Origin of the sequence: Paenibacillus sp. 2TAB26 (genome assembly GCF_052115145.1) — a bacterium.
Taxonomy (GTDB): Bacteria; Bacillota; Bacilli; order Paenibacillales; family Paenibacillaceae; genus Pristimantibacillus.
In genome coordinates this window covers 136259-160094 of record NZ_JBFRGC010000021.1, presented here as the reverse complement: position 1 = coordinate 160094, position 23836 = coordinate 136259, and the positions used below count along the sequence as shown (strand labels likewise).

Here is a 23836-nt window from a genome sequence, read left to right as displayed (position 1 = left end):
CGGTGATCGATGGCAATAACAGATTGATCCTCAAAAATCGGAGTGGATATAAATGAAATATCGTAAACTTGGCAAGACGGGACTCGAGGTGTCTGCTCTCAGCTTTGGCGCATCCTCGCTGGGTTCTGTATTTCGAGAGACGGACGAAGCAGAAAGCATTCGTACCGTGCATACTGCGGTGGATATGGGCATTAATCTGATCGACGTTTCGCCGTATTATGGCTTAACGAAAGCGGAGACGGTGCTTGGCAAGGCGATAACTGAGATTGCGAGAGATCGGTTTATTCTGACAACGAAGGCTGGTAGGTATGGCGAGGATGAGTTCGATTTCTCGGAGCAGCGTATCATCCGCAGTGTGGATGAAAGCCTGGCTAGGCTGCAGACGGATTATATCGATATATTGTTTTTGCATGATATTGAATTTGTTCCCTTCGAGCAAGTTGCAGAGGGTGCCTTCTTAGCACTCGATAAGCTGAAACAGCAGGGGAAAATCCGATACTCGGGCGTATCCGGGCTTCCTCTTGCAGTATTTGAGAAATCGCTGGCGTATACCGAGCTCGATGCTGTACTTTCCTATTGCCATTATTCTTTAAATGATACCTCTTTGCTGGAGCTATTGCCGCTTCTGGAGCAAAAGCAGGTTGGGCTTGTTAGTGCATCGCCGCTTTCGATGGGCTTGCTTGGCAATCGCGCAGTTGCGAGCTGGCATCCTGCTGGTGAACAGATACGTGCTTTATGCGCGAAAGCCGCCGAGTATTGTGCTGCTAAGGGTGAGGATATCGCCAAGCTGGCTGTACAATTCGCTACAGCGAATGAACGAATCCCAACAACACTGGTGAGTACAGCTAATCCGGCTAATATCCGTAAAAACATAGAATGGACGGACGAGCCGATTAATGAACAGCTGTTGCGAGAGGTTCTTGCTATATTGGAGCCGATTCATAACCTTAGCTGGAAAAGTGGAAGAGAAGAATACAATACGAGAATCGACGTATAAGGGAGAGCTGCAGGATGAGAGCAATCGTATGTGAACAAATCGATCAGCTGAGGCTGGTTGAGCAAGAGGAGCCTGTCCTGCAGCCGGGGACTGCAGTTGTTCGTATTCGGAGAATAGGAATTTGCGGAACCGACCTGCATGCATATAAAGGAAATCAACCTTTCTTCTCTTATCCACGCGTGTTGGGTCATGAGCTGGCTGGCATCGTTGAGCAGGAGGATGATCAGCAAGGCAATATCAAAGCGGGCGATCAGGTTAGCATCATTCCATATATGCACTGCGGGACATGTATTGCATGCCGCAATGGGAAAACGAATTGCTGCACGGACATGAAGGTGCTAGGCGTGCATATTGATGGCGGCATGCGCGAGCTAGTTGTCGTACCGACTACGCATTTGCTCGTGACGAACGACCTGACGCTTGATCAATCGGCCGTGCTGGAGCCGCTGAGCATTGGCGCGCATGCCGTTCGACGCGCGGAGCTTCGAGCTGGCGAAACGGTGCTCGTTATTGGCTCTGGGCCGATTGGTCTTGGTGTTATGGCTTTTGCCAAACATCGTGGTGCGCGGGTGATCGCAATGGATATTCAGGAGGATCGCCTAGCCTTTTGCAAGCAATGGGCGAAGGTGGATGAGACGGTTAATGCTTTGGAAGACGCTGCGGCTAAAATTTCAGAATTAACAGATGGAGATTTTCCAACCGTTGTATTCGATGCTACCGGCAGCGCAAGATCGATGAGCGATGCATTTAGTTTTGTCGCACACGGAGGTAAGCTTGTCTACGTTGGCCTCGTCAAAGCAGAGCTTTCCTTCAACGATCCCGAGTTTCACAAGCGGGAGATGACATTAATGGGAAGCCGAAATGCGACTATTGAGGACTTCTCAGCAGTTCAAGAAGCTGTGCGAAGCGGCAGCATTGATGTGGCTAGTTTCATTACGCATCGTGTGCCGTTTGCGGAAATGATCAACCACTTCGATAGCTGGCTGAAGCCAGAATCAAAGGTTATTAAAGCGATTGTGGAATTATAGCCAAGATATCGCAACTATTATAGAAAGTCCGGTCAACAGGCGCTGGTGCCTTGAGCCGGGCTTTTTACGTGTTGATGTGCAGTGGTGATGCTGCTTGGTAATGAATGATTATAATCATTTTGTCCGTTGACAAAATGTGTACCCAGAATTATGATAGGTAGCCAACTGCCAAAAAATAGGTTGTTTAAAGGGGTTTAACAAACAGAAACGAGGAGGGAACAACGATGCTAAAAACAGAAAAAGCTGCGGAAGCCGATAGGCCATCGCAGCAGATGAGCGAACAGGCTCGCAAGCAGGCGGACAAAGGAAAACAGAAGGCTGAGCTGAATGAATCAAAAAGCTCCTACATTTGGGCGCTAAAGTTTTTGACGCCTTATAAAAAGCAAATCGCAGCACTTGCGGCCTGCGGTACGATGGCGGTGCTTGGGGAAACATTAACGCCAAAGATGATCCAATATGTTATCGATCATGTCGTAGTCAACAAGGATACCTCACTTTTTATGATGATTTTGGGAGCACTTGTAGCTATCAATTTGCTCATGCTTATCGCCAAAAATTATCGCAATCTACTGCAGCGGACAATTGGTGAATTAGCATCCCGTGATATGCAAACAGCGATTTTCAAGCATTTGCGCAAGCTCGGCTTTGCTCATTACGAGCGGCACCCTGCGGGCGAGACGCTGTCGATGTTCAACTCCGAGGTAGCTTCGGTTCAGAAAATATACCGCAATGTCCTTCCGAGCGTCATCGAAAACTTGCTTTTTATAGCGGTAGCTATTTGTTTGCTGCTCAGCATTAGCGGCTGGTTATGCCTCATCATGCTGCCAACATTCGGGCTTTATTATTTGTTTGGGCCTTATTTTGAACGGAAAGCTTCCCTTTACGGGAGAGAATCCGGTCAATCACGAATTGCTTATAATCAATCGGTTTACGAAAGCATATCCGGCTTGCGCGAATTTCGAGCGTTTGGCTCGCAGCCCTGGTACCATGGACGGACGCTCGGGAAACATAAAGAGTGGTCGCATGTTTACTTGCTCGCTGCTACGTATAGCTTCGGGCGAGGCAGCTTTCGGCGGTTCACATTTTATTTGGGCGCCATTGCATTATTTATTACGGGCTACTACTCTCTCCAAAATAATTGGATTACGTTAGGCGGTTTTATCGCCTTTACCCTCTTATACATGACGACGATGTTCCGCCTCACGCTGCTCGTCACCCAGCTTACGGAACAGAAGCTTATCATCCACCAAACGATTCCGCTATATAGATTCATGCACAAAGAAATTGAGATTGATGATCCGGCCGATCCCATCGCTCTTGATGAGGTTCGCGGCGGACTTACGTTCGAGGATGTTTACTTTCAGTATCCGGAGCAGCCTCCTGTTATTAACGGCTTCTCGCTCACCATCAAGCCAGGAGAGAAGGTCGCCTTTGTAGGAGCAAGCGGCAACGGCAAGACCACGATGTTTAAAATGATTGGGCGTTTTTACGATCCGACTGCTGGCATGATTAAGCTGGATGGTGTACCAATTCAGCAAATGACGCTAGAGCGTTTGAGAGAGTCGATCGGTTATGTATTCCAAGAAACCTATCTGTTCGGATCTTCTGTCAAAGAGAATATTCGATTCGGCAAACCAGAAGCAAGCGATGAAGAAGTGGTTGCAGCCGCCAAAGCTGCTTATGCGCATGATTTCATTATGCAGCTGCCCGAAGGCTACGATACGCTCGTTGGCGAGCGAGGCATGAAGCTCTCTGGCGGACAGAAGCAGCGAGTATCGATTGCGCGGATGTTTGTAAAGCAGCCAGCTATTATTTTGCTCGATGAGGCGACCTCGTCTCTAGATAATGTAAGTGAATATGAAGTGCAGCGTGCGCTTGATGAGGTACTGGTTAACCGTACGACGATTGCGATTGCACACAGGCTGTCGACGGTGAAGCATTTTGACAAAATCGTCGTCATTCACGAGGGCCGCGTTGCGGAGGCAGGAAGCTATGAAGAGCTGATTGCACGCAAAGGGCTGCTGTATGAACTGGAAATCGGGCAATCCGAAGCAGCGGAAGAGAGGGTGGCACATGAAGTATCTTAAAATCTTTTGGTCGAACTCCGTCATGCTGAGAGGTACCTATCTCATTGTGCTGCTCTATCTCGCACTGGAGTCCGTATCCAATTATACGATTGTATATGTTCAAAAAATATTAATTGATGACGTGTTTACGGAAGGCAAGTATGAGCTGATGCCGATTGTCATCTCCATATTCGCGCTTGCAGGTCTCGTCTACTCGCTAATGTTTACGATGACGAGCCGAAGTCTCGTTCGCAATGAATTTGCAGTCAGCCGCTCTTTGCTCTCCCGAATGCTGAAGCGACTTGAAGGTGTTCCAGTCGAACGGTTCCAAAATGAGCGGACCGGCAAATACGTATATTCGTTCACGCAGGATCTGTTTGTCTCGGCTAGCGTAATGGGCTGGCAAATTCCACGCGGTATACAGGAGACGTTAAACCTCTGCATATTGATGACGATCATTGGCATTTCCAGCCCTATTTTGCTGCTTATGATTGTGGGGCTTTGTACCATTTACGTTCTTATTGGCTTTTACTTCACCCCCAAGCTGAAGGAGCAAGCCAAAAAAGTGGCGGAGAAACGTACGGCGCTGCTCATACAAATTGAAGAGGGAGTAGCCTCTACACGAGAAGTGGTTGCTTATCACCGATTGAAGTGGGAAATGAAGCTTTACGATAAAATGTTTGCGGAATACTTTGAGCAGGTAATGGCTGAAGGAAAACTCGTGAATCGGCAAATTCGCTACAGCGACCCGATGAAATGGGGCATTGGCATTCTTGTGCTTGGCTACTGCGGTATGCAGCTTATTCATGAACAAATGTCGATCGGAACGTTCGTCATCTTGTTTCAGTTTTCTACGCAAATGTCGGATTCCTTCTATAATCTATTTCAATTTATTATGGGCATGTCGTCGCAGCTTGCTAACGTGGACAGGGTTCAGCGTATTTTGGAGATGGAACAGCAAGATAAGGGTCAAAAGAGTATAGCGGGACCGATTGAGCAGTTGTCCTTTAAAGATACGAGCTTTCGCTATTCGCCAGAGCTGCCGGAGGTCATTCGCAGATTTTCGGCTGATCTGCCGATCGGAAGCAAAATTGCTTTTGTAGGGACGAGCGGGGGAGGCAAATCAACCATTGCTCAGCTATTGGTTCGTTTCTTTGATGCGCCGAAGGGGACTTTTAAGCTGAACGATATGGACGCCCAAATCTTCAACCGCGAGCAGTGGGCGAGTAAGGTGTCTGTTGTATTCCAAGACCCGTATATGTTCTCTGATACCATTCGTGAAAACCTGATGTTAGGCAGAGACGAGGTAACCGAAGCGGATGTGGAGGAAGCTTGCCGTATCGCTCAGATTCATGATTTTATTCTGGGGCTGCCTGATGGTTATGATACGAATATTGGAGAGCGGGGCATCAAGCTGTCCGGCGGACAGCGTCAACGTATTGCAATTGCACGGGCAATTGTCAGTGATCCGGAAGTTTTGGTGCTGGACGAAGCGACGTCAGCGCTCGATCTGGAGACAGAGCGTCAGTTGCTGGCTGGCCTAGAAGCAAGACGGAAGGGGCTGACGACAATTATGATCGCACATAGGTTGTCCACTATCGAGAATGCAGACGTGATCTTTGTTATGGATCAAGGATCGTTAGCCGAGACCGGCACCCATGAAGAGCTGCTCGCCACAGGCAAGGTGTATCAACAGCTGCTCATGGCGCAGCATTAGATGCAATATATGCAGCAGCAAGTAAGCTAGGCTGTTATGGAGATAGAGCTGGAATCTAGATTTAGATTCCAGCTCTATTTTTAATATGTTTTTACTTTTGAGGTTCATTGACGAGATGAGCTGCTTGAATAAGACTAGTTTCTAGCTCTATTTCTGATGAGTTCACACTTTAGAGGTGTTTTGACGAGCCGAGCAGCATGCATAAGACTAGTTTTTAGTTCTATTTGCGCTGGATTGGTGATTTTGGTGAGAATAGAGCTAGTTTCTAGATCTATTTCTGATCGGTTCACACTTTTGAGGTTCATTGACGAGATGAGCTGATTGAATAAGACTAGTTTTTAGTTCTATTCGCGCCGAAATGGTGTTTTTGATGAGAATAGAGCTAGTTTCTAGCTCTATTTCTGATTAATTCACACTTTAGAGGCACTTTGACGAGTCGTGCTGCTTGAATAAGACTAGTTTCTTGCTCTATCTGCGCTGAAATGGTGATTTTGATGAGAATAGAGCTAGTTTCTAGCTCTATTTCTGATCAATTCACACTTTAGAGGGACTTTGACGAGCCGAGCAGCATGGATAAGACTAGTTTTTAGTTCTATTCGCGCCGAAATGGTGTTTTTGATGAGAATAGAGCTAGTTTCTAGCTCTATTTCTGATCAATTCACACTTTAGAGGGACTTTGACGAGTCGAGCTGATTGAATAAGACTAGTTTTTAGTTCTATTTGCGCTGAAATAGTGGATTTGGTGAGAATAGAGCTAGTTTCTAGCTCTATTTCTGATCAATTCACACTTTAGAGGCACTTTGACGAGTCGAGCTGCTTGGATAAGACTAGTTTCTAGCTCTATTTACGCAGAAATAGTGGTGAGAATAGAGCTACAAGCCGCTAATTAGCTTCCCCAAATGGGGCATTTCCACGTTCACCAACCCGTCACACCTCCCAGCTGTATAGAAATGTCCATCCTTGAAAACAGGAAAGTCCATTCCGATCATCTGAAAATCGTGTAACATAGTGAATGTTGCTGATAATGGTTATCATTGAATGATGATAAGCGGAGGCAATGTATTTTTTTGATAATTAATGAGAATGATTATCTCTGATAATATTCGTGATGATTCGAGGATTGAGTATGAAGCTAAGGTATCTTTTTGTCGTGCTTATTGTATTATCGATTACTTCTTTATTTATCGGAGTAAAAGACATCTCGCCGCTGGACTTGTTCAGTCTGACGGATGAGCAGCTTCAGGTTCTCACCATCAGCCGTTTTCCTAGGCTTATCAGTATTATTATTGCCGGCGTTGGCATGAGCGTTACAGGTTTGATAATGCAGCAGCTAAGCCGCAACAAATTCGTATCGCCTACGACCGGCGGAACGGATGATTCCGCTAGACTCGGTATCCTCGTTGCCTTAATGGTGTTCCCATCGGCGAGTACGCTTGAGAAAATGCTGATCGCGTTTGCTTTTGCACTCGCAGGAACCTATCTGTTCATGAAAATTCTCGATCGTCTGAAATTTAAAGATACGATTTTCATTCCACTGGTAGGATTGATGTTCGGTAACATCATCAGCTCTGTTACTACATTTTTTGCCTATAAAAATGATCTTATTCAAAACATCTCATCTTGGCTGCAAGGCAGCTTCTCGCTTGTAATGAGCGGACGTTACGAGCTGCTGTATGTAAGCCTGCCGCTGCTCGTAGTAGCTTATCTCTACGCGAACAAGTTTACCATTGCTGGTCTTGGCGAAGAGTTTTCAACCAATTTGGGAATGAATCATAAGCTTGTCGTTAACATCGGGCTTGTAATTGTAGCTCTTGTATCGGTTATCGTCATTTTGACCGTCGGTACGCTGCCTTTCCTTGGTCTCATTATTCCGAATATCGTGACGCTGTATATGGGCGACAATTTGAAGAAAAACCTGTCGCACACGGCGGTGCTTGGAGCCATATTCGTACTGGTGTGCGATGTGCTTGGCCGCCTAATTATTTTTCCGTATGAAATTCCAATCGGACTCACGATCGGCGTTGTCGGAAGCATTATTTTTCTTTACTTGTTGATGAGGAGAAAGGCATATGAAGCTTAAACTAAGTTTGCTTGCGGTGCTGGGCGTCGCATTAATTGCCGTATTTTTGTTCATCGATCTTGGAACCCATTGGGATTATGCACTGCCAAGAAGATTGAAGAAGGTACTGGCGATTGTCGTAACCGGGGGCGCWATTGCTTACTCCACTATGATTTTTCAGACCATTACGAACAACCGTATTTTGACGCCGAGCATTATCGGGCTGGATTCCCTTTATATGCTGATTCAAACCTTCGTCGTTTTTACCTTTGGATCGATGAGTCTGCCAAGCACAAACAAGCATCTTAATTTTTTTATTACGATAGCGGCAATGATAGCATTCGCCCTGCTGCTCTATAAGTTTCTATTCAAAAGGGAAGGCAGAAATCTTTATTTCCTTCTATTAATAGGGCTAGTGATGGGCACATTGTTCGGTAGCATGTCGACGTTCATGCAGGTTCTTATTGATCCGAATGAATTTCTAATTGTGCAGGGGAAAATGTTCGCGAGCTTCAATAACGTCAACACGGATCTGCTTATCATTTCAATCATCATCGTCGCTCTTGTAGCTATGTATGGCATGCGGCTAAGTAAATATTTTGACGTGTTATCGCTGGGCAAGGAGCATGCAGTCAATCTTGGCATTCCTTATGATTATGTTGTCAAAAGAGTGCTAGTCATCGTCGCCATTCTGATCGCTGTATCTACTGCTTTAGTTGGGCCGATTACCTTCCTTGGATTGCTCGTTGTGAACGTAGCCTATCAGTTCATGAAGACCTATCGGCATAGCTATCTCATTCCAGGAGCGATACTCATCAGCATCATTTCACTCGTTGGCGGTCAACTGCTCGTAGAGCATATGTTCACATTTGAAACGACGATTAGCGTCATTATTAACTTCATCGGCGGAGCGTACTTTTTATATTTGCTGCTAAGGGAGAAGAAAGCATGATAGAGGTTAAAAATGTTTCCAAATCATATGGCGGCAAGCCGGTGATCGAGGATGTATCGATTCGGATTTCGAAGGGAAAGGTCACATCGTTTATCGGACCGAACGGTGCAGGCAAGAGTACGCTTCTCTCTATGATTAGCCGATTGTTAGCGAAGGACAGCGGTCAAGTGTTAATTGAGGGGAAGGAAGTCAGTAACTGGAAAAGTGCTGATCTTGCCAAAAAGATATCGATCTTAAAACAGTCGAATCATATCAATCTTCGTTTAACGGTACGAGAGCTCGTCAGCTTCGGCAGATTCCCTTATTCACAAGGCAAGCTGACAAAGGAAGATTGGCAGCAAGTAGATGAAGCCATTGCTTATATGGATCTTGTTGATCTGCAAGCCAAGTACCTTGATGAACTAAGCGGTGGACAAAACCAGCGTTCATTTATTGCGATGGTTATCGCTCAGAACACCGAATACATATTGCTGGATGAACCGCTCAACAATTTGGATATGAAGCACTCCGTCCAAATTATGAAGGTGCTGCGGCGGCTCGTTGAGGAGCTTGGCAAAACGGTCGTGCTCGTTATCCACGATATCAATTTCGCTTCTTGCTACTCTGATTATATCGTGGCGTTGAAGGATGGAAAGGTCGTCAAGGAAGGTTCAACCGAGACGATCATCGACAACGCCGTGCTTCATGACATCTATGATATGGACATACCGATTGAGCTCATAAACGGGAATCGTATCGGCGTCTATTTTAAGTAGTCATGCAAGATTTACTTACTTCCGGTTTTCAAGTTTTTCAATATAAAAAAATTGATTTAGGGGTGAATGTTTTGAAAAAATCTATACCTGTATTGGCTATTTTAGTCATTCTAAGCTTGGTGCTTGCAGCATGCGGCGCGAATAACAACGGAAATAAAGGCGCTAACAGCGCTACGAACACACCAGCATCTGAAACACCTGCAACAGATGCACCTACAGAAATTACAGTTAAACATCAGCTTGGCGAAACGGTTGTCCCTGTTAATCCTAGCAAGGTTGTCGTATTTGACTATGGTACACTTGATACACTAGACAAGCTAGGTGTAGAGGTTGCTTCACTTCCGCAAGCTAGCGTTCCTGCATACCTTGAAAAATTTAAAGATGCAAAATACGTAAACGCAGGCAGCTTGAAAGAGCCGGACTTTGAGAAAATCAATGAAACTGTACCTGACTTGATCATTATTTCAGGTCGTCAACAGGATGCTTACGAAGAGCTTACGAAGATCGCTCCTACGATTTTTATGGGTGTGGACAATAAAAACTTCATGGAGTCCTTTACGACTAACGTGAAAACACTGGCTCAAATCTTCTCTAAAGAAGCTGAAGCAGATACAGAGCTAGCAGCGATTAATGATTCCATTAAAGCATTGAATGAAAAAGCAACAGCTTCTGGAAAAAATGGTCTTATTATTTTGGCAAACGAAGGTGCAATCAGCGCATATGGTAAAGCATCGCGTTTCGGTATCATTCATGATGTGTTTGGCATACCGGCTGTAGATGAGAACATTAAAGTTTCAACGCACGGCGACCCTGTAACGTTCGAATATGTAGCAGAGAAGGATGCTGATTACTTATTCGTAGTTGACCGCAATGCAGTGACAGAGGGATCAGGGGATGCACATTCCTCCGTTGAGAATGCTTTGGTGAAAAACACTAAAGCGTACAAAGAAGGAAATATCGTATATCTTAATCCAGATTTCTGGTACCTTTCCGGCGGCGGACTTATCTCTGTAGCGGAAATGGTTAAAGAAATTGACGCAGCGATAAAATAATAGCAGCAAGCATAGATGGACTATGAAGGCTGGTGGCCTGCTTCCGCAACTGCGGCAGTAGTCATCAGCCTTTTTTTGCATACGAGCTGGTCTGTGGCTTATTAAATTTACTTTTTTGAGCCAAGCATTACAGCTATAATGTAAGGAAAGCCGAAGGGAGGAACGTTTGTGGCTAGTGTTTTGGAACTTCAGAGTATTAGGAAAAACCGCAGTGGTGATGGTAATGTTCAGCTGTTCGCAAATGTTACTGCAACGATTGCTGATCCGGCTATTATTTCTATATTAGGTGTATCTGGACAAGGCAAAAGCACGCTGCTTCGTTTGCTTGCAGGTCTGGATAACGCCGATGAGGGTGATATCCGTTTACATAATGTTTCACAGCGAGAATTAGATCCACGGGTTTGGAGAATGAAGGTATGTTACGTAGCTCAGCAGTCCGTTATGCTGAATGGGAGCATTGAGCAAAATTTGAGAACCGTGAGTATGCTGCATCGCATGCCGTATGATGAGAAGCTCGTACGCCATATGCTGCCAAGGCTAGGGCTGGATCATCTTGATTTGAGCAAAAGCGCCGAACAACTGTCAGGAGGAGAGAAACAGCGAATATCGCTGCTCCGATCCTTGCTTCTTCATCCTACCGTGCTTCTTCTTGATGAGATTACCGCGTCGCTTGACCGAGGCAGCAAGGAAATGGTGGAGGAAGTGCTGCGAGAGTGGCATCATCAAGAAGGGGCAACGATGCTTTGGGTTACACATGATTTGGAGCAGGCTCAGCAGATGAGCAGCTCGATATGGTTCATGGGGGAAGGAACGCTGCTGGAGAACAGCGAGACGGCTGCTTTTTTTGAACATCCAACATCTGAGCTCGCACAAAATTATATAAAAGCGCCGATACAAAAGGAGCAGCCATGTCAATCGTAGCACTTAGCTTTACCTTGTTGTTTGTGATGATTACGATGCTTATCTCCGTATGGCAGAAGCTTGGGCTTGAGCGAGACATCGCGATTGGCACCATTCGTTCTGCGGTACAGCTGCTGCTTGTCGGCTATGTGCTGCAATTTATTTTTAATACGAGCAATCCGCTGTTTATTACAATGATCCTTGTACTTATGATTAGTGTAGCGTCTTATCATGCTGGTAAAAGGGGAGCTGGACTGAAGGGCATCATTTGGAAAATAGCGATTGCAATCACATCGACAGAGCTGCTTATGATGGGACTGCTGCTCGGCTTTCAAATTATAGAAGCGACACCGCAATACATTATTCCGATTAGCGGCATGACGATCGGCAATGCGATGGTCGTTTCGGGTTTACTGCTCAATCAAATGAGAAGAGAGGTCGAATCCTCGAAAGGCGAGATGGAGACGCTGCTCTCACTTGGAGCGACAGCAAGGCAAGCGATTCAAGACGTAATGAAGCGATCGGTTAAATCGAGCATGATTCCGACGATAGACGGGATGAAGACGGTAGGGCTTGTTCAGCTTCCCGGTATGATGACAGGGATGATTATCGCTGGCGCGAACCCGATCGAAGCGGTTCGGTACCAAATATTAATTGTGTTTGCTTTCGCAAGCTCAGCTGCGGTTACGAGCATTATTTTAAGTTTATTAAGCTATAAGCTATGGTTTACGAAAGACCTTCGCATTCAAAATATGGAGCAAAAAGGGTGATGACCGTCGTGAACGTTTATAACAGTGGGAAAAATTTAGTAAAGCAAATAGCTGGAACTGAACTTCCAGATCAAGCTTTGGCGTTATGGGCGCTTGGACAAGAGGGCTTTCTCGTCAAATGGAACAAAAAAACGATTTTATTTGATCCGTATTTGACGAACTGGGTGTATGAGATGGCAGGACCGCCGTGGTCACGAGCCTTCGAATCACCACTGTCGCCTTCGGATTGCCTCGATGTCGATTATGTCGTATGCTCCCACCATCATGAGGATCATATGGACAAGCTAACACTGCAAGTTATTCAGCAATCATCCAAAACACGATTTATCGTGCCGAGAGCTCATCTTCCGCTATTGAAGGAATGGGGTTTCCGTGATGAGCAGCTGATTGGTATCTCTCATGGTCAATCGATTGAGCTTGCAGATGGCATAAGGCTCGATGCATTCGCTGCCAAGCATGAACAGTTCGAACAGGATGAAGCAGGTGAACATAAGTTTCTAGGTTATGTTGCGAATTTTAATGGTATTCATCTGTATCACTCTGGCGATACCGTTGGTTTCCCAGAGCTTGTCACTTGGCTGCAAAGCAGACAAATCGATATTGCATTATTGCCGATCAATGGAAGAGATTTTGTTCGCAATGAACAGGGGATCGTTGGCAATTGCAATTATCGTGAGGCTGTTGAGATTGCGGTACAAATTCATGCTGATTTATTGATTCCGATGCATTATGGCTTATTTCCACACAATGATGAGAACCCGGCTTATTTCGTCGATTATATCCAGCGTCATTATCCAGCACAGAAGTTCCATATGTTCGCCCCCGGTGAGCGATTTATTTATATGAAATAATTTACGCTCAGCAGGGCAAAATGAGATGGGAATAAGGACTGGAGGTTGACGGATATGTCAAACAGAGGACTTGTGACAGCGTTGACGGCTGTTGGGACAGCCCAATTGCTTAAGCTGCCTGTACATTTTGCGAGAAGCGGCAAATGGGATGTGAGGAAAATTATTGGTTCAGGTGGAATGCCGAGCTCACATTCAAGCGGCGTTTCCGCGCTAGCTGCATACACGGCGACCAAATATGGCGTAAAGACGCCGGAATTTGCCATATCCGCGATGCTGGGCATTATTGTGATGTACGATGCGATGAATATTCGCAGGCATACAGGTGAAATTGCGGTGCAGGTAAATGATTTGGACGAGGATGTGGAGAAGCTGGCTGGCGAACATCCAGGATTGTATCATGCGCGCAGGCGTGAACGGCTTAAGGAAAGTCTCGGTCATCAGCCTATTGAAGTTTTAGCCGGCTCACTGCTCGGAGCATTTATCGGTTTCGTTGGAGCTTTGACGATTAACAAGAAATAAGGCAAGCAGCAATTGTAAAATGAATAGACAGGCTTAGGCGCTTTTTTGGCTTAAGCCTGCTTTTATTTGAATACATACTTTTGCAGATGACTGGCCGAACCGTTAGTTATATAATGGTAAAAGATTTCAATTCTTATGCAGCATAAGGGGGAAATAAGGTGGCAGAGCAATTATTGTGGATGCACGGAGCGCCGTATGCACTGGGAAATGCAGATGAGGATTGTCCAGCTATAACGCCTTATCTTGTAGATGGCGAGAATAGACCAGCAATTATCGTATGTCCAGGCGGTGGTTATGGCGGGCGAGCGCACCATGAGGGAAAACCGATTGCACAATGGCTGAACAGTTTAGGCATTTCTGCGTTCGTTTTGCGATATCGGGTGGCGCCTTATCAATATCCTTGCGCACTGCTGGATGTTCAACGAGCGATACGTACCGTCCGTTTCAAAGCAGAAATGTATCGCATTAATCCGAATAAAGTAGGTATTCTTGGATTTTCAGCAGGCGGGCATTTAGTTTCAAACGCGGGGACAAGCTATGACCAAGGGAATGAAAATGCAGAGGATGTTATTGAACGACAGTCCTGCCGTCCGGATTTACTCGTCTTATGTTATCCTGTCATCACACTCAAAGATCCTTTCACCCATGAGGGCTCAAGAGAAAATTTGCTTGGCAAAGAAGCGAAGCTGGATCAAATCGAACAGCTCAGCAATGAAACGCAGGTAACCTCGGATACACCGCCAACTTTTTTATGGCATACAGCAGATGATGGCGCCGTTCCTGTCGAGAACAGCCTTTTGTTCGCATCCGCGCTGAGCAAGCACCAGGTTCCTTTTGATCTTCACGTGTATACGAAAGGACGTCATGGGCTTGGCTTAGCCGAGGATGAGGAGCATACAAAAGAATGGACGGCTGCTTGCGCATCGTGGCTAGCATTTAATGGGTACAAATAATAGCTGTAATCTACTATTCACAGACGATTATTTGTCTGATGAAGCTGCCTTTTCGAGTTGTACAGCGATCTAAGATGGTAAGGCCTGCGTTTGCAATAAGCTCGTCCATTGGATCAGCAGTCACAATGACAGCTTTGTTTGCGATTCGGCGAGTATGCTGCAGCAAGGAGAATTGTGCCTCGGGTGTCGTATTAGAGAAATGATTGTAAGGCATGTCTACAATGGCTACATCATAATGGTCAGAGATATCAGCAATATCACCGCAAACGGCATCTGTTTCATATTCGAAATGAGCCAAGTTTTCACGTGTCCCGCGAATGATAAAATGGTTGATATCTCGGCCGACGATGTTCATGCCCATCGACAGCGCCTCTACCAGTACCGTCCCAATGCCGCAGCAAGGGTCGATCGCTTTAATCCCGATTGGATTCGGGATAGCGATATTGGCTATAGCGCGCGCAACTCGCGTGCTGAGTGCAATGGAATAGCTGCGTGGTTTTTGCATGTGTGCAAGCCAGACGGCTTTGCTTTTTATATAATTGCCAAAGTACCAGCGACCGCCCCAAGTTAAAATGCCAAAAACGCAATCAGGTTTGCGTACATCAGCCTCGCCTTCGATATAAACGCCAAGTTCACGTTCAATTGCGCGTTGTCCTTCAAAATCGATTTTGTTTTCCGCCGTCAGGTCATTCATTTTTAGGAAAATCACCTTAAATGTAGCCTCTCCTAATTGAATTTGCTTCACCTGCTCCAAAATATCCTCAAGCCGTTCGCCTTGATATAAAACTTCAAGACGCTCTCTCATAAAAGGACTCCGGTCGGGATGTACATCTATTTCGCTAAACAAAAGATCAGTTTCTGATTGTTTTCCAAATAAAGAACGCATCTCCAAGCGGCATAAATCAGCCTCTTCAATGCGATATCCATAGGTATATACGAATAGATTGTTTCTATTTTCCAAGTTGTTGTCGCATCCTTTGTATAATTGAATTGAAGCCTCTAGTATACATGAAAAGGAGGGGCTGACAAAGGAATGGCGATGTGCGATTAACGCTTGGTGTAGCGAATCAGTCGGTTATGAACGGTTTTTTTCCTTCTAAAAAGCTTGAGAACCAGCAATGGCGATTGGCGCGGCAAGCGGAATTCAAAGTGATATAGCCATGCAGCAAGCTTGAATTTAAGCGTTAAATAATAAAGAAAAGACTTGATGTTGCTGTAATTGTGAAGCCAGCCAAGCTCCTTCGTACTGTCTGTCATCATTTTAAGGTTGACGATTCTTGCCATATCTTTTTTTGCAGGAGCGACAGGATTGTTTTTGAAATTGTTGATCAGCATCGAAAGAATCGTTTGGATATGGTAGGACGCCATGTCCTTTCTATAATGGGCATGCGCTAATAAACCGAATTTCTCGGATAAGCTCTTTCGCAGCTGGTACTGCAGAACAAGGCTTTCTTCAAGATAATGCTTATACGGAGAACGAATAAGGCTGTTCAGATTGTTAACCGTGTTGTGAAAATACAAAGGGTCCGGAATCGCGCAGACACGGTCAGAGGCCAGCAAGGCTTCCAAATGGAAAATGGTATCTTCTCCTACCGTTAATCCCTCGTTGTATAGAATCCCGTTTTTTTCAAGCGATGCGCGAAGAAATAGACTGCGCCAAGTAAAACACAGGTCATTATTCGAATGAACAGCTGCGGCGCTTAGTATTAAATCTTTGCCGTTCATAACGGTATGCAGCCGAAAGCAGGGCGATACGTTCTGTTTGGTTGGAATTGTCGCGTAACCTCCAATCAACACTTCGCAAGCATGCTCTTCTGCCATGGCGTATAGCTTTACGAAAAAAAGCGGATCGATTTCATCGTCAGCATCAAGAAAGGCGACGTATTTGCCGCTTGCCGCTTGTAAACCGGCATTTTTGGCGCTGCTCGCACCGCCGTTTGGCTTGTGAATCACTTTAACTCTATTGTCTGTTATAGCGAATTCTTCGCATATTGCGCCACTGAGATCAGTGGAACCGTCATTGACGAGCAGCACCTCAATATTTCGAAAAGGCTGATTAAGAATGCTTTTCAAACAGGGACGCAGCCAATTTTCGGCATTAAATATAGGTACAATCGCACTTATCTCGTAATTCATAGGCTACACCTCTGACGTGTTCGATCGTTTAAATTTCATAAGGCGATGTTCAAAATAATCATATCATATTCGTTATAAAGAACAACCACTTATTTTAAAACCAATTATTATCTCTAGCACAAATAAGTGGTAATATGAACAGATGAGGAGAGGGGTGACAGGACTGAAAATTAAAATGAGATGGTATATCGTCGTGTTTCTCATTGCGGGAAGCTGGCTAGGAAACCTTTGGTATTTTCAGAGCATGCAGCTGAAGGAGGCGCTGTTTCTAAAGCATGACAGTACCATAAATGGGAGCACTGGTGAAATACTTGATTTTACATTTTTTGAAAATAAACAAGCATCTAATAAAGTAAGCAGCATTCAAATAGAAGAACTGCCGGAATTCCGATTTCAAATTTATAAAAGCAACATACATACTCATCAATCTGAGATGCGAGCGTCTGGACAATTGATTCCAGATCTTATCAATGAGGAGAGGAAAATACCGTTCACAATAAGAGAGATTACGGTGTATTACGAGAAAGGGCAGTCTAGAAAAGTTCCGATTGGTGAGATTAATGTCGAGTGGAATAAACGAGAAGGCATACTAGACTTTGCTTCGGGTGGCTCGTCCTCAAATGGCTCTGGAAGCTATAAGGTGTATGTAAGGAAAGCGGCTGTTTTGGAGAAGATTGAATATACGTTCAGCGATAAAGTGAAGCCATGGTTCAAGCTTGATCTATCTGGGAAGCCGCTTGAGTCGGTTGAATTCCCTATGAAGCTGTCGCAAGATGATTCATTAGCATTTACATATCAATGGTCTATTCCGGATAATGAACCCGAAGCCTACACGATGTTTAAATCCAAAATCATTCTTCACTTCAAGCTGGAAGATGGACGGGAAATGATTGAGGATATTCCGATTAATCATAACCTTAATTTTAGTGAGCGGCAGCTGAATCGTTTAGTCCGTTCGGGAGGTGAAATGCATTGAGCACCCCTTTCAGACGCGAACTAAGGAGACTTGGCTGGGGCCTTGTTATTGCAATGATAGATATAAGGCTTGGATACTTTGATTTGCTGCCTGACATTATAGGTTACTTGATGGTTTTATCAGCCCTGCAGCATCTGGGCTCCATACACCCGGCATATAAAAAAGCGAAGTACATTTCTATTGTTCTGATCATTCTTACTATTCCAGTTCTGTTTATCCAAACAAATGTAACAATTACGGAATTTTCGTCTATGCCGCTGGCCGTCCATTTTTACTCGCAACTGCTGTTTATTCTTCATATTTTGATGGCGTATTGGATTTTTAATGGGCTTATTGAAATGCTGAAACAGGATGGGGCTGTTCAGTTGTTGGATACTGCGATTAGCCGCAGAAATACTTATTTGGTGTTCAACATTTTAATGGTTATAATATATCCGTTCTTGTTGAATGTAGAAGATAGCTGGGTCATGCTGTTAATCGCTTTTGGAATATTGTTATTCATTATGGAGCTGCTATTTCTTCGATTGCCATTTCGAGTCTCAAATGTTAGAGAGAAAAGGTCGTTGAATTAGCGGAAAAGGGGGATCTCATGTCTTTTGTAAAACGGTTGCGATGGTTTTTTAAGGATAGATGGGGCAGCTATGCGCTTGCCATAGGCATTATGGCGTTAGTTAGCCTGCTCTCCACAATACCGCCTAATCTAATTGGACGAACGGTTGACAACATCCGCGATGGCCAGCTGACCTCTGCTGGTTTAACGCAGACGGTGTTGACACTAGTTCTGCTTGCGTTATTTCTTTACGTCATGGTCTATATATGGATTACGACGCTGTTTGGCAATTCGGCGCTTATCGAGAAGGTGCTGAGAGGGAAGCTGCTAGCAAATTTAACAAGGATGACGCCTGCTTTCTTTCAGCGCAACAGCACGGGGCAGCTGATGGCGCTCGCGACAAATGATGTACTCGCAATTGGCCAGACAGCGGGATACGGTGTAATGACGCTCGTCAATACGCTGGTAGGAGCATCGGTAGTCATTATTATGATGATTTCATTAGTCAGCTATAAATTAATGATCGCGGCACTTATTCCGCTTCCATTGCTGGCAGTCGTAATTAGCAAGCTGGGCAAAAAAGTAAGAACCCGCTTTCTGGACGCGCAGGCTTCCTTTGGGAAAATGAATGAACATGCGCTGGAATCGATATCGGGCATACGCGTTATTCGTTCGTACGTGCAGGAAAACAATGATCTTGTTGCATTTGATCATGTGACCTCAGAAGTTATGAACAAAAATAAACGGGTTTCGATTCTAAATGCGATGTTTCAGCCGATTATCTCGTTAATTGTAGGTGTCAGTTATTCCATTGGAATAGGTTATGGCTCATATCTCGTATTCCAAGATGAGATTTCACTTGGCCAGCTCATTTCATTTAATATCTATTTGGGCATGCTCATTTGGCCAATGATTTCGTTTGGCGAGTTTATTAATGTGCTGCAGCGCGGCAGTGCTTCTGCTGACCGATTGGATTCGGCGTTAACGCAAAAGCCTGATCTTCAAGATTCAGATAAGCCTGTTGCCATTAAGGTGCCTACGCGCATTGAGATGAAACAGCTCACCTTTACTTATCCTACGGCTAGCCAGCCTAGCTTGAACAATGTATCCTTTCAGCTTGAACGAGGTCAGACACTTGGAATCGTAGGGAAAACGGGGAGTGGGAAGAGTACGCTGCTTAAGCAGCTGCTGCGTCAATATCCGCTTGAAGCGGATCGCTTAATGGTAGCGGGAGTTCCAGTTGAGCAAATTGAGATAGACCAGATGAGACGCTGGATTGCCTATGTGCCTCAGGAGCATTTGCTTCTCTCCAAGACCATTCGAGAAAATATTGCGTTAGGCAAGCCGAACGCAACACAGGATGAAATCGCTCGAGCGGTTCAAATGGCTTCTTTTACAGAAGATATTGCACAAATGCCAGAAGGACTTGAAACGGTCGTTGGGGAAAATGGTGTTATGCTCTCAGGCGGACAAAAACAGCGGCTGGCGATTGCGCGGGCATTGCTCGTTGATTCCGAAATATTGCTGCTGGATGATTCACTTTCGGCAGTTGATGCACGGACGGAAAGTCGAATTCTTCACTATATTCGTTTGGAGCGTGAAGGAAAGACGACATTTATTACGACTCATCGCCTATCAGCGGTTAGTCATGCGGACTGGATACTTGTGCTGAATGAGGGCCGAATCATCGAAGAAGGCACTCATGAAGAGCTGATGCTGTTTGGCGGCTGGTACAAGGAACAGTGGGAACGGCAGCAAATGGAAGCTAGCTTGGAAGAATAGGAGGCTTAGAATGCCAAAACAATCAACGGCGAGAAGACTATTCGCATATGCTCTCGTCTATAAGTTTAGAATTATCTGCGCCCTGCTTATTCTGTGCTGCGCGGTAGGTGCTGAGCTCGGCGGACCTTTCATTATAAAAACGATAATCGATAAGCATTTATCAGTCGGCGGGAATGATATTATGCCAGTTCTCGGGCTGCTGGGCGTTTATATGGGGCTGCTGCTTGTTGCAAGTATTAGCAATTTCTCGCAATCCTATATTTTGCAGACGACGGCGCTTCGCATTATCAAAAATATGCGTATGGATTTAATGAGTCATATTCAGCGAATTCCGCTGCGCTACTTCGACAATACGCCGATCGGGCAAATTGTATCGAGAATTGCGAACGACACAGAGGCGATAAGGGATTTATTCATGAGCTTCATGGCGACCTTTGTTGTCAGCTTCGTACAGCTGCTAGGTATTTTTACTGCATTGTTTATTTTGGATGTGCGGCTCGCGATGTTTTGCTTGCTCTTGCCGCCGCTTTTCGCGATCATTATGGTCATTCATTTAAAATACTCCAAGAAATACATTACGATTATGCGCGCACGTCTCAGCGACATGAATGCAATGATCAACGAATCAATTGTCGTTATGCCGATTATTCAAGCCTTTCGCCGCGAGAAGGTGACGCTCGAAGAGTTTGAGGTGCTGAACGAGGATCGATACATTAACCAGATCAAACAGTTTAGAGTTTTCTCTTTGTCTTCAAGAAACATTGTGGGCACCATTGGAAGCTTGGTAACAGCGATGGTTATTTGGTACTTTGGGCGAGCTTCACTGGAAACAGCAATTCTGTACGGCGTGTTTTATGCTTTTATCGATTATTTGGGTCGTATTTTTCAGCCGATTATCGGTATCTTCGACCAACTGACGAATGCACAGCGTGCATTTGTTTCTGCGGAGAAGGTATTTGCGATATTGGACATGGAAGGAATGGAGGTCGAAGAGGTAGCTCAGGTGAAACGTCCGGATGGTGTCGTGAAATTCGATAACATTACGTTTGCATATAAAGAGGGCGAAAACGTTCTGAAGCAAATTTCATTCGAAGCGCGCAGGGGAGAGACGGTTGCATTAGTCGGTCATACCGGTTCGGGCAAAAGCTCGATCATGAATCTGCTGCTTGGCTTTTATGAGCCTGATCAAGGGAACATTACGATTGATGGACGTAATATAGCGACGTATTCGAAGCAGGAGCTGCGCAAGCATATGGGCATTGTGCTGCAAGATCCTTACTTGTTCGCAGGCGACATTAAATTCAACGTCAGCCTGTACAACAAGGACATCACAATGGATCGTGTGAAAAGCGTGCTGAAGGATGTTGGGGCGGCAACTTTTGTAGAGCAGCTGCCTGGCGGCTATGATGAACCTGTAGTTGAGCGCGGCAGTACGTTGTCTTCGGGACAGCGGCAGCTTATCTCCTTCGCTAGAGCTTTAGCCTTCGATCCTTCTATTCTTATATTGGATGAGGCGACAGCCAGCATCGACAGTGAGACGGAGGGACTGATTCAGCAAGCCTTGAAGGTGGTCAGTGAAGGCAGGACAACACTAATTATCGCTCATCGCTTGTCCACCATTCGAGAGGCGAATCAGATTCTCGTCTTGCATCGCGGTGAAATCGTGGAGCGCGGCAATCATGATACTTTAATGGCGCTGCGAGGAAGATATTATAAAATGTATCAGCTGCAGAAAGGCGAGAAAGTATCGACTGAGCCGGCCACTGTAACGATGGAAACACAAGGACGGTAGAAGTTTACTTTTAATGCTTTGAATAGGAATGAGAATAGCGGCAGCCAAGGAATGGAATTATTCCGAGGATGCCGCTGCTGTTTTATGACCGTAATAGAGTCTATAATTTAAACCGTGTGCTGATTTAGTTGAAATCGGCTACATTTATGCGATCTCTTGTATCACTTCTTAGACTGCGGTTGAAGTAGAAACTCTTCTACTTGTTTGCGATGATGCTCGTCATGCTGGATAAAATCAAAAATTAAATATCCAATCGAATAGGGAGCTTTGGTTTGTGGACAATGTGTATTTCCGTGTACAGTGATAGGATGAAAAAATTGCTGCTCAGTCATTTCGGTTAATTTTTGCACGAGTTTTTGTCTTGTCTCAATCGCTTGATTCAAAATTTCAGAAGGCAATATGCCCGATAATGCGTAAGCCGAGGAGGCAGCATTATATTCATCGTGGTTCGGGAATTCAACATTGCTGTTTTTTTCAGCTTCGAGCAGTACGCTTGTTATGAAATATTGATCCCATCTGTCTAAATGGGCAATGATTTCTGCGGCGGACCATTTGCCCTCCTTGATCGGATTAAGCCATGCCGGTTCAGGTGTGATATGGGATAAGGATGAATACCACGGCGCCAAGCTGCCAAACTGTTGAATAAGTTCATTTTGTTTAATCATATAATCCTCCTACAATCAGATATAACTGAATTGTAGAACATAAACCACGACAACTGCCTGTCATCGTTTCGTTCCTTTTTTTAGCTGTAAAGCCGCCATATATTTTTCGCTCTATCTCGGATGATATCTCTCACATATTTCGGCTCCATTACTTCCACGGCGTCCCCGTAGCTCAAAATCATGCCATAAACMCATTCATCCTCAGGATAGACGATTTCAACAACCATTGTACCTTCGTTCTCGCAGCGAATGTTTCCTTCTTGAAAAGAATCTTCAACTCTCACTTTAACGCTAGGCTGAAAACGCATCACCAAATGTACCGTCTTCGTATTCATTTTCCATTCAGCTTCAATGGCTGCAGCGTCATAAGCAGTGATTTCTCGGTCAAAGATTTCGGATATGGCAGCTAGTTTTCGCATTCTCGATAGTCGATAAAGCTTTGTTATATTTTTGTCTCTGCAATAGCCGTACAAATACCAATGGAACCCTTTATGAACGACGGAAGCCGGCTCCACGACAGCTTTAGCTGAGCAGCCTTGGGAGTTGGTGTAGTCAAAGGTTACGACCATTTTCTTCTGAATGGCCTGTCGAAGGAGAGTTGTTTTTTTCTTCTCCTCCTCATTGCAGCCCCATGAGGATAAATCAATAATCCATTGTTCCAGTGCTTTATCCGTATAATGAATATCGCTTTTTTTCAATAGGGCTCGCATCTTCTCCAGCGTGCGGGCAACATCAAGATCATCCGAATGGCTTTGCAGCCCTTTTAGTCCTGTCATTACGGAAACGAGCTCATCTTTAGTGAGAACCTGATGGCTTAAGCGGTAGCCCTCCATAATTTCAAAACCTCCGAGCAGCCCCGGGAATGAAAGGATGGGGATGCCTGCCATATTAATGGCTTCCATATCCCTCTGAATCGTTCGGTTTGAGACTTCAAACTTTTGGGACAAAACCGAAGCGCTTGTTCTGCCGTGATTCAATAAATAAATGATAACAGCGAGCAATCGTTCTATTTTCAAAGTAATCACCTGTGGATGTGGATTTATTGTAGAGAGTAGTGCTTGTCGGGTTTGGGGCGGCTGGCTTTGACGAAAATAGAAGCAACGAGCAGAGACTGAATTCTAACGAACCCAGAAGCATCGAGCATAAACTGAATGCTAATGAACCCAGAAACAACGAGCAGCTACTGAATGCTGTTGAACTTAGAAGCAACGAGCATAGTCTTAGTTCTAATGAACCCAGAAGTAACGAGCAGATACTGAATGCTAATGAACTAAGAAGTAACGAGCAGATACTGAATTCTGCCTAGCCTAGAAGCA

General features: G+C 45.0%; 21 protein-coding genes. 17 read left to right on the top strand and 4 right to left on the bottom strand.

The window, feature by feature from the left end; genetic code table 11:
- Positions 1 to 52: 52 nt before the first annotated feature.
- The 13 genes from AB4Z50_RS23470 (at position 53) to AB4Z50_RS23410 (ending at position 14619) form a co-directional block, all read left to right on the top strand.
- Positions 53 to 997 carry an aldo/keto reductase gene (locus tag AB4Z50_RS23470; protein ID WP_441882737.1) on the top strand — a complete coding sequence of 315 codons (945 nt, stop codon included), beginning with the start codon at positions 53 to 55 and terminating at the stop codon, positions 995 to 997.
- A 14-nt stretch (positions 998 to 1011) separates the two neighbouring features.
- Entirely contained in the window at positions 1012 to 2025 is a 1014-nt protein-coding gene (locus AB4Z50_RS23465) for a zinc-binding alcohol dehydrogenase family protein (protein WP_441882735.1), read from the top strand.
- Positions 2026 to 2249: 224 nt separating this feature from the next.
- Positions 2250 to 4112, top strand: a complete 1863-nt coding sequence (locus tag AB4Z50_RS23460) for an ABC transporter ATP-binding protein (RefSeq protein ID WP_339204900.1) — start codon at positions 2250 to 2252, stop codon at positions 4110 to 4112.
- On the top strand, positions 4099 to 5808 hold the full coding sequence (locus AB4Z50_RS23455; RefSeq protein WP_441882732.1) for an ABC transporter ATP-binding protein: 1710 nt from the start codon (positions 4099 to 4101) through the stop codon (positions 5806 to 5808). Before AB4Z50_RS23460 ends, AB4Z50_RS23455 begins: the two co-directional genes overlap by 14 nt.
- Positions 5809 to 6934: 1126 nt before the next feature.
- Positions 6935 to 7888, top strand: a complete 954-nt coding sequence (locus AB4Z50_RS23450) for an ABC transporter permease (protein WP_441882730.1) — start codon at positions 6935 to 6937, stop codon at positions 7886 to 7888.
- The gene (locus AB4Z50_RS23445; RefSeq protein WP_441882728.1) at positions 7878 to 8819 is read left to right on the top strand and encodes an iron chelate uptake ABC transporter family permease subunit; all 942 of its coding nucleotides are present in this window, start codon (positions 7878 to 7880) and stop codon (positions 8817 to 8819) included. Before AB4Z50_RS23450 ends, AB4Z50_RS23445 begins: the two co-directional genes overlap by 11 nt.
- Entirely contained in the window at positions 8816 to 9574 is a 759-nt protein-coding gene (locus AB4Z50_RS23440; protein ID WP_441882726.1) for an iron ABC transporter ATP-binding protein, read from the top strand. The genes AB4Z50_RS23445 and AB4Z50_RS23440 overlap by 4 nt, the downstream gene beginning before the upstream one ends.
- A gap of 71 nt (positions 9575 to 9645) precedes the next feature.
- Positions 9646 to 10626 carry a siderophore ABC transporter substrate-binding protein gene (locus AB4Z50_RS23435; RefSeq protein ID WP_441882724.1) on the top strand — a complete coding sequence of 327 codons (981 nt, stop codon included), beginning with the start codon at positions 9646 to 9648 and terminating at the stop codon, positions 10624 to 10626.
- 168 nt (positions 10627 to 10794) lie between these two features.
- Positions 10795 to 11547 carry an ABC transporter ATP-binding protein gene (locus tag AB4Z50_RS23430; RefSeq protein ID WP_441882722.1) on the top strand — a complete coding sequence of 251 codons (753 nt, stop codon included), beginning with the start codon at positions 10795 to 10797 and terminating at the stop codon, positions 11545 to 11547.
- Complete coding sequence (locus tag AB4Z50_RS23425) at positions 11535 to 12296, top strand: ABC transporter permease (protein ID WP_441882720.1); 762 nt, start codon at positions 11535 to 11537, stop codon at positions 12294 to 12296. Before AB4Z50_RS23430 ends, AB4Z50_RS23425 begins: the two co-directional genes overlap by 13 nt.
- A complete protein-coding gene (locus AB4Z50_RS23420) occupies positions 12296 to 13147 on the top strand; it encodes an MBL fold metallo-hydrolase (RefSeq protein ID WP_441882758.1) in 852 nt (283 codons plus the stop codon). The genes AB4Z50_RS23425 and AB4Z50_RS23420 overlap by 1 nt, the downstream gene beginning before the upstream one ends.
- Before the next feature lie 54 nt (positions 13148 to 13201).
- A complete protein-coding gene (locus tag AB4Z50_RS23415) occupies positions 13202 to 13666 on the top strand; it encodes a divergent PAP2 family protein (RefSeq protein ID WP_339204894.1) in 465 nt (154 codons plus the stop codon).
- A 179-nt stretch (positions 13667 to 13845) separates the two neighbouring features.
- Positions 13846 to 14619 (top strand): alpha/beta hydrolase, encoded by a 774-nt coding sequence (locus AB4Z50_RS23410; RefSeq protein ID WP_441882756.1) that lies wholly within the window; start codon positions 13846 to 13848, stop codon positions 14617 to 14619.
- Between the two features lie 13 nt (positions 14620 to 14632).
- On the opposite strand, the gene AB4Z50_RS23405 is transcribed toward AB4Z50_RS23410, so the two are convergent.
- The gene (locus AB4Z50_RS23405) at positions 14633 to 15580 is read right to left on the bottom strand and encodes a TRM11 family SAM-dependent methyltransferase (RefSeq protein WP_441882718.1); all 948 of its coding nucleotides are present in this window, start codon (positions 15578 to 15580) and stop codon (positions 14633 to 14635) included.
- Between the two features lie 86 nt (positions 15581 to 15666).
- Positions 15667 to 16755 (bottom strand): glycosyltransferase, encoded by a 1089-nt coding sequence (locus AB4Z50_RS23400; protein ID WP_441882716.1) that lies wholly within the window; start codon positions 16753 to 16755, stop codon positions 15667 to 15669.
- Positions 16756 to 16909: 154 nt separating this feature from the next.
- Between AB4Z50_RS23400 and AB4Z50_RS23395 the strand changes: the two genes are divergently transcribed.
- Genes AB4Z50_RS23395 through AB4Z50_RS23380 form a run of 4 tightly spaced genes read left to right on the top strand, consistent with a single transcriptional unit; the run spans position 16910 to position 21855 of the window.
- Complete coding sequence (locus AB4Z50_RS23395) at positions 16910 to 17731, top strand: hypothetical protein (RefSeq protein ID WP_441882714.1); 822 nt, start codon at positions 16910 to 16912, stop codon at positions 17729 to 17731.
- The gene (locus AB4Z50_RS23390) at positions 17728 to 18303 is read left to right on the top strand and encodes a hypothetical protein (RefSeq protein ID WP_441882712.1); all 576 of its coding nucleotides are present in this window, start codon (positions 17728 to 17730) and stop codon (positions 18301 to 18303) included. Before AB4Z50_RS23395 ends, AB4Z50_RS23390 begins: the two co-directional genes overlap by 4 nt.
- 17 nt (positions 18304 to 18320) lie before the next feature.
- The gene (locus AB4Z50_RS23385; protein WP_441882710.1) at positions 18321 to 20063 is read left to right on the top strand and encodes an ABC transporter ATP-binding protein; all 1743 of its coding nucleotides are present in this window, start codon (positions 18321 to 18323) and stop codon (positions 20061 to 20063) included.
- A 10-nt stretch (positions 20064 to 20073) separates the two neighbouring features.
- Positions 20074 to 21855 carry an ABC transporter ATP-binding protein gene (locus AB4Z50_RS23380; protein WP_441882708.1) on the top strand — a complete coding sequence of 594 codons (1782 nt, stop codon included), beginning with the start codon at positions 20074 to 20076 and terminating at the stop codon, positions 21853 to 21855.
- A 161-nt stretch (positions 21856 to 22016) separates the two neighbouring features.
- On the opposite strand, the gene AB4Z50_RS23375 is transcribed toward AB4Z50_RS23380, so the two are convergent.
- Both AB4Z50_RS23375 and AB4Z50_RS23370 read right to left on the bottom strand, forming a co-directional pair.
- Positions 22017 to 22520 (bottom strand): DinB family protein, encoded by a 504-nt coding sequence (locus AB4Z50_RS23375; protein ID WP_441882706.1) that lies wholly within the window; start codon positions 22518 to 22520, stop codon positions 22017 to 22019.
- A gap of 80 nt (positions 22521 to 22600) precedes the next feature.
- Positions 22601 to 23545, bottom strand: a complete 945-nt coding sequence (locus AB4Z50_RS23370) for a helix-turn-helix transcriptional regulator (RefSeq protein ID WP_441882704.1) — start codon at positions 23543 to 23545, stop codon at positions 22601 to 22603.
- Positions 23546 to 23836: the final 291 nt, after the last annotated feature.

Excerpts from the sequence above, each read along its gene's own strand:
- AB4Z50_RS23425 (WP_441882720.1), top strand. The coding sequence starts at position 11,535 with ATGTCAATCGTAGCACTTAGCTTTACCTTGTTGTTTGTGATGATTACG.
- AB4Z50_RS23375 (WP_441882706.1), bottom strand. The coding sequence starts at position 22,520 with ATGATTAAACAAAATGAACTTATTCAACAGTTTGGCAGCTTGGCGCCG.
- AB4Z50_RS23410 (WP_441882756.1), top strand. The coding sequence starts at position 13,846 with ATGCACGGAGCGCCGTATGCACTGGGAAATGCAGATGAGGATTGTCCA.
- AB4Z50_RS23385 (WP_441882710.1), top strand. The coding sequence starts at position 18,321 with ATGTCTTTTGTAAAACGGTTGCGATGGTTTTTTAAGGATAGATGGGGC.
- AB4Z50_RS23415 (WP_339204894.1), top strand. The coding sequence starts at position 13,202 with ATGTCAAACAGAGGACTTGTGACAGCGTTGACGGCTGTTGGGACAGCC.
- AB4Z50_RS23440 (WP_441882726.1), top strand. The coding sequence starts at position 8,816 with ATGATAGAGGTTAAAAATGTTTCCAAATCATATGGCGGCAAGCCGGTG.
- AB4Z50_RS23465 (WP_441882735.1), top strand. The coding sequence starts at position 1,012 with ATGAGAGCAATCGTATGTGAACAAATCGATCAGCTGAGGCTGGTTGAG.
- AB4Z50_RS23455 (WP_441882732.1), top strand. The coding sequence starts at position 4,099 with ATGAAGTATCTTAAAATCTTTTGGTCGAACTCCGTCATGCTGAGAGGT.
- AB4Z50_RS23450 (WP_441882730.1), top strand. The coding sequence starts at position 6,935 with ATGAAGCTAAGGTATCTTTTTGTCGTGCTTATTGTATTATCGATTACT.
- AB4Z50_RS23470 (WP_441882737.1), top strand. The coding sequence starts at position 53 with ATGAAATATCGTAAACTTGGCAAGACGGGACTCGAGGTGTCTGCTCTC.
- AB4Z50_RS23420 (WP_441882758.1), top strand. The coding sequence starts at position 12,296 with ATGACCGTCGTGAACGTTTATAACAGTGGGAAAAATTTAGTAAAGCAA.
- AB4Z50_RS23380 (WP_441882708.1), top strand. The coding sequence starts at position 20,074 with ATGCCAAAACAATCAACGGCGAGAAGACTATTCGCATATGCTCTCGTC.
- AB4Z50_RS23460 (WP_339204900.1), top strand. The coding sequence starts at position 2,250 with ATGCTAAAAACAGAAAAAGCTGCGGAAGCCGATAGGCCATCGCAGCAG.
- AB4Z50_RS23400 (WP_441882716.1), bottom strand. The coding sequence starts at position 16,755 with ATGAATTACGAGATAAGTGCGATTGTACCTATATTTAATGCCGAAAAT.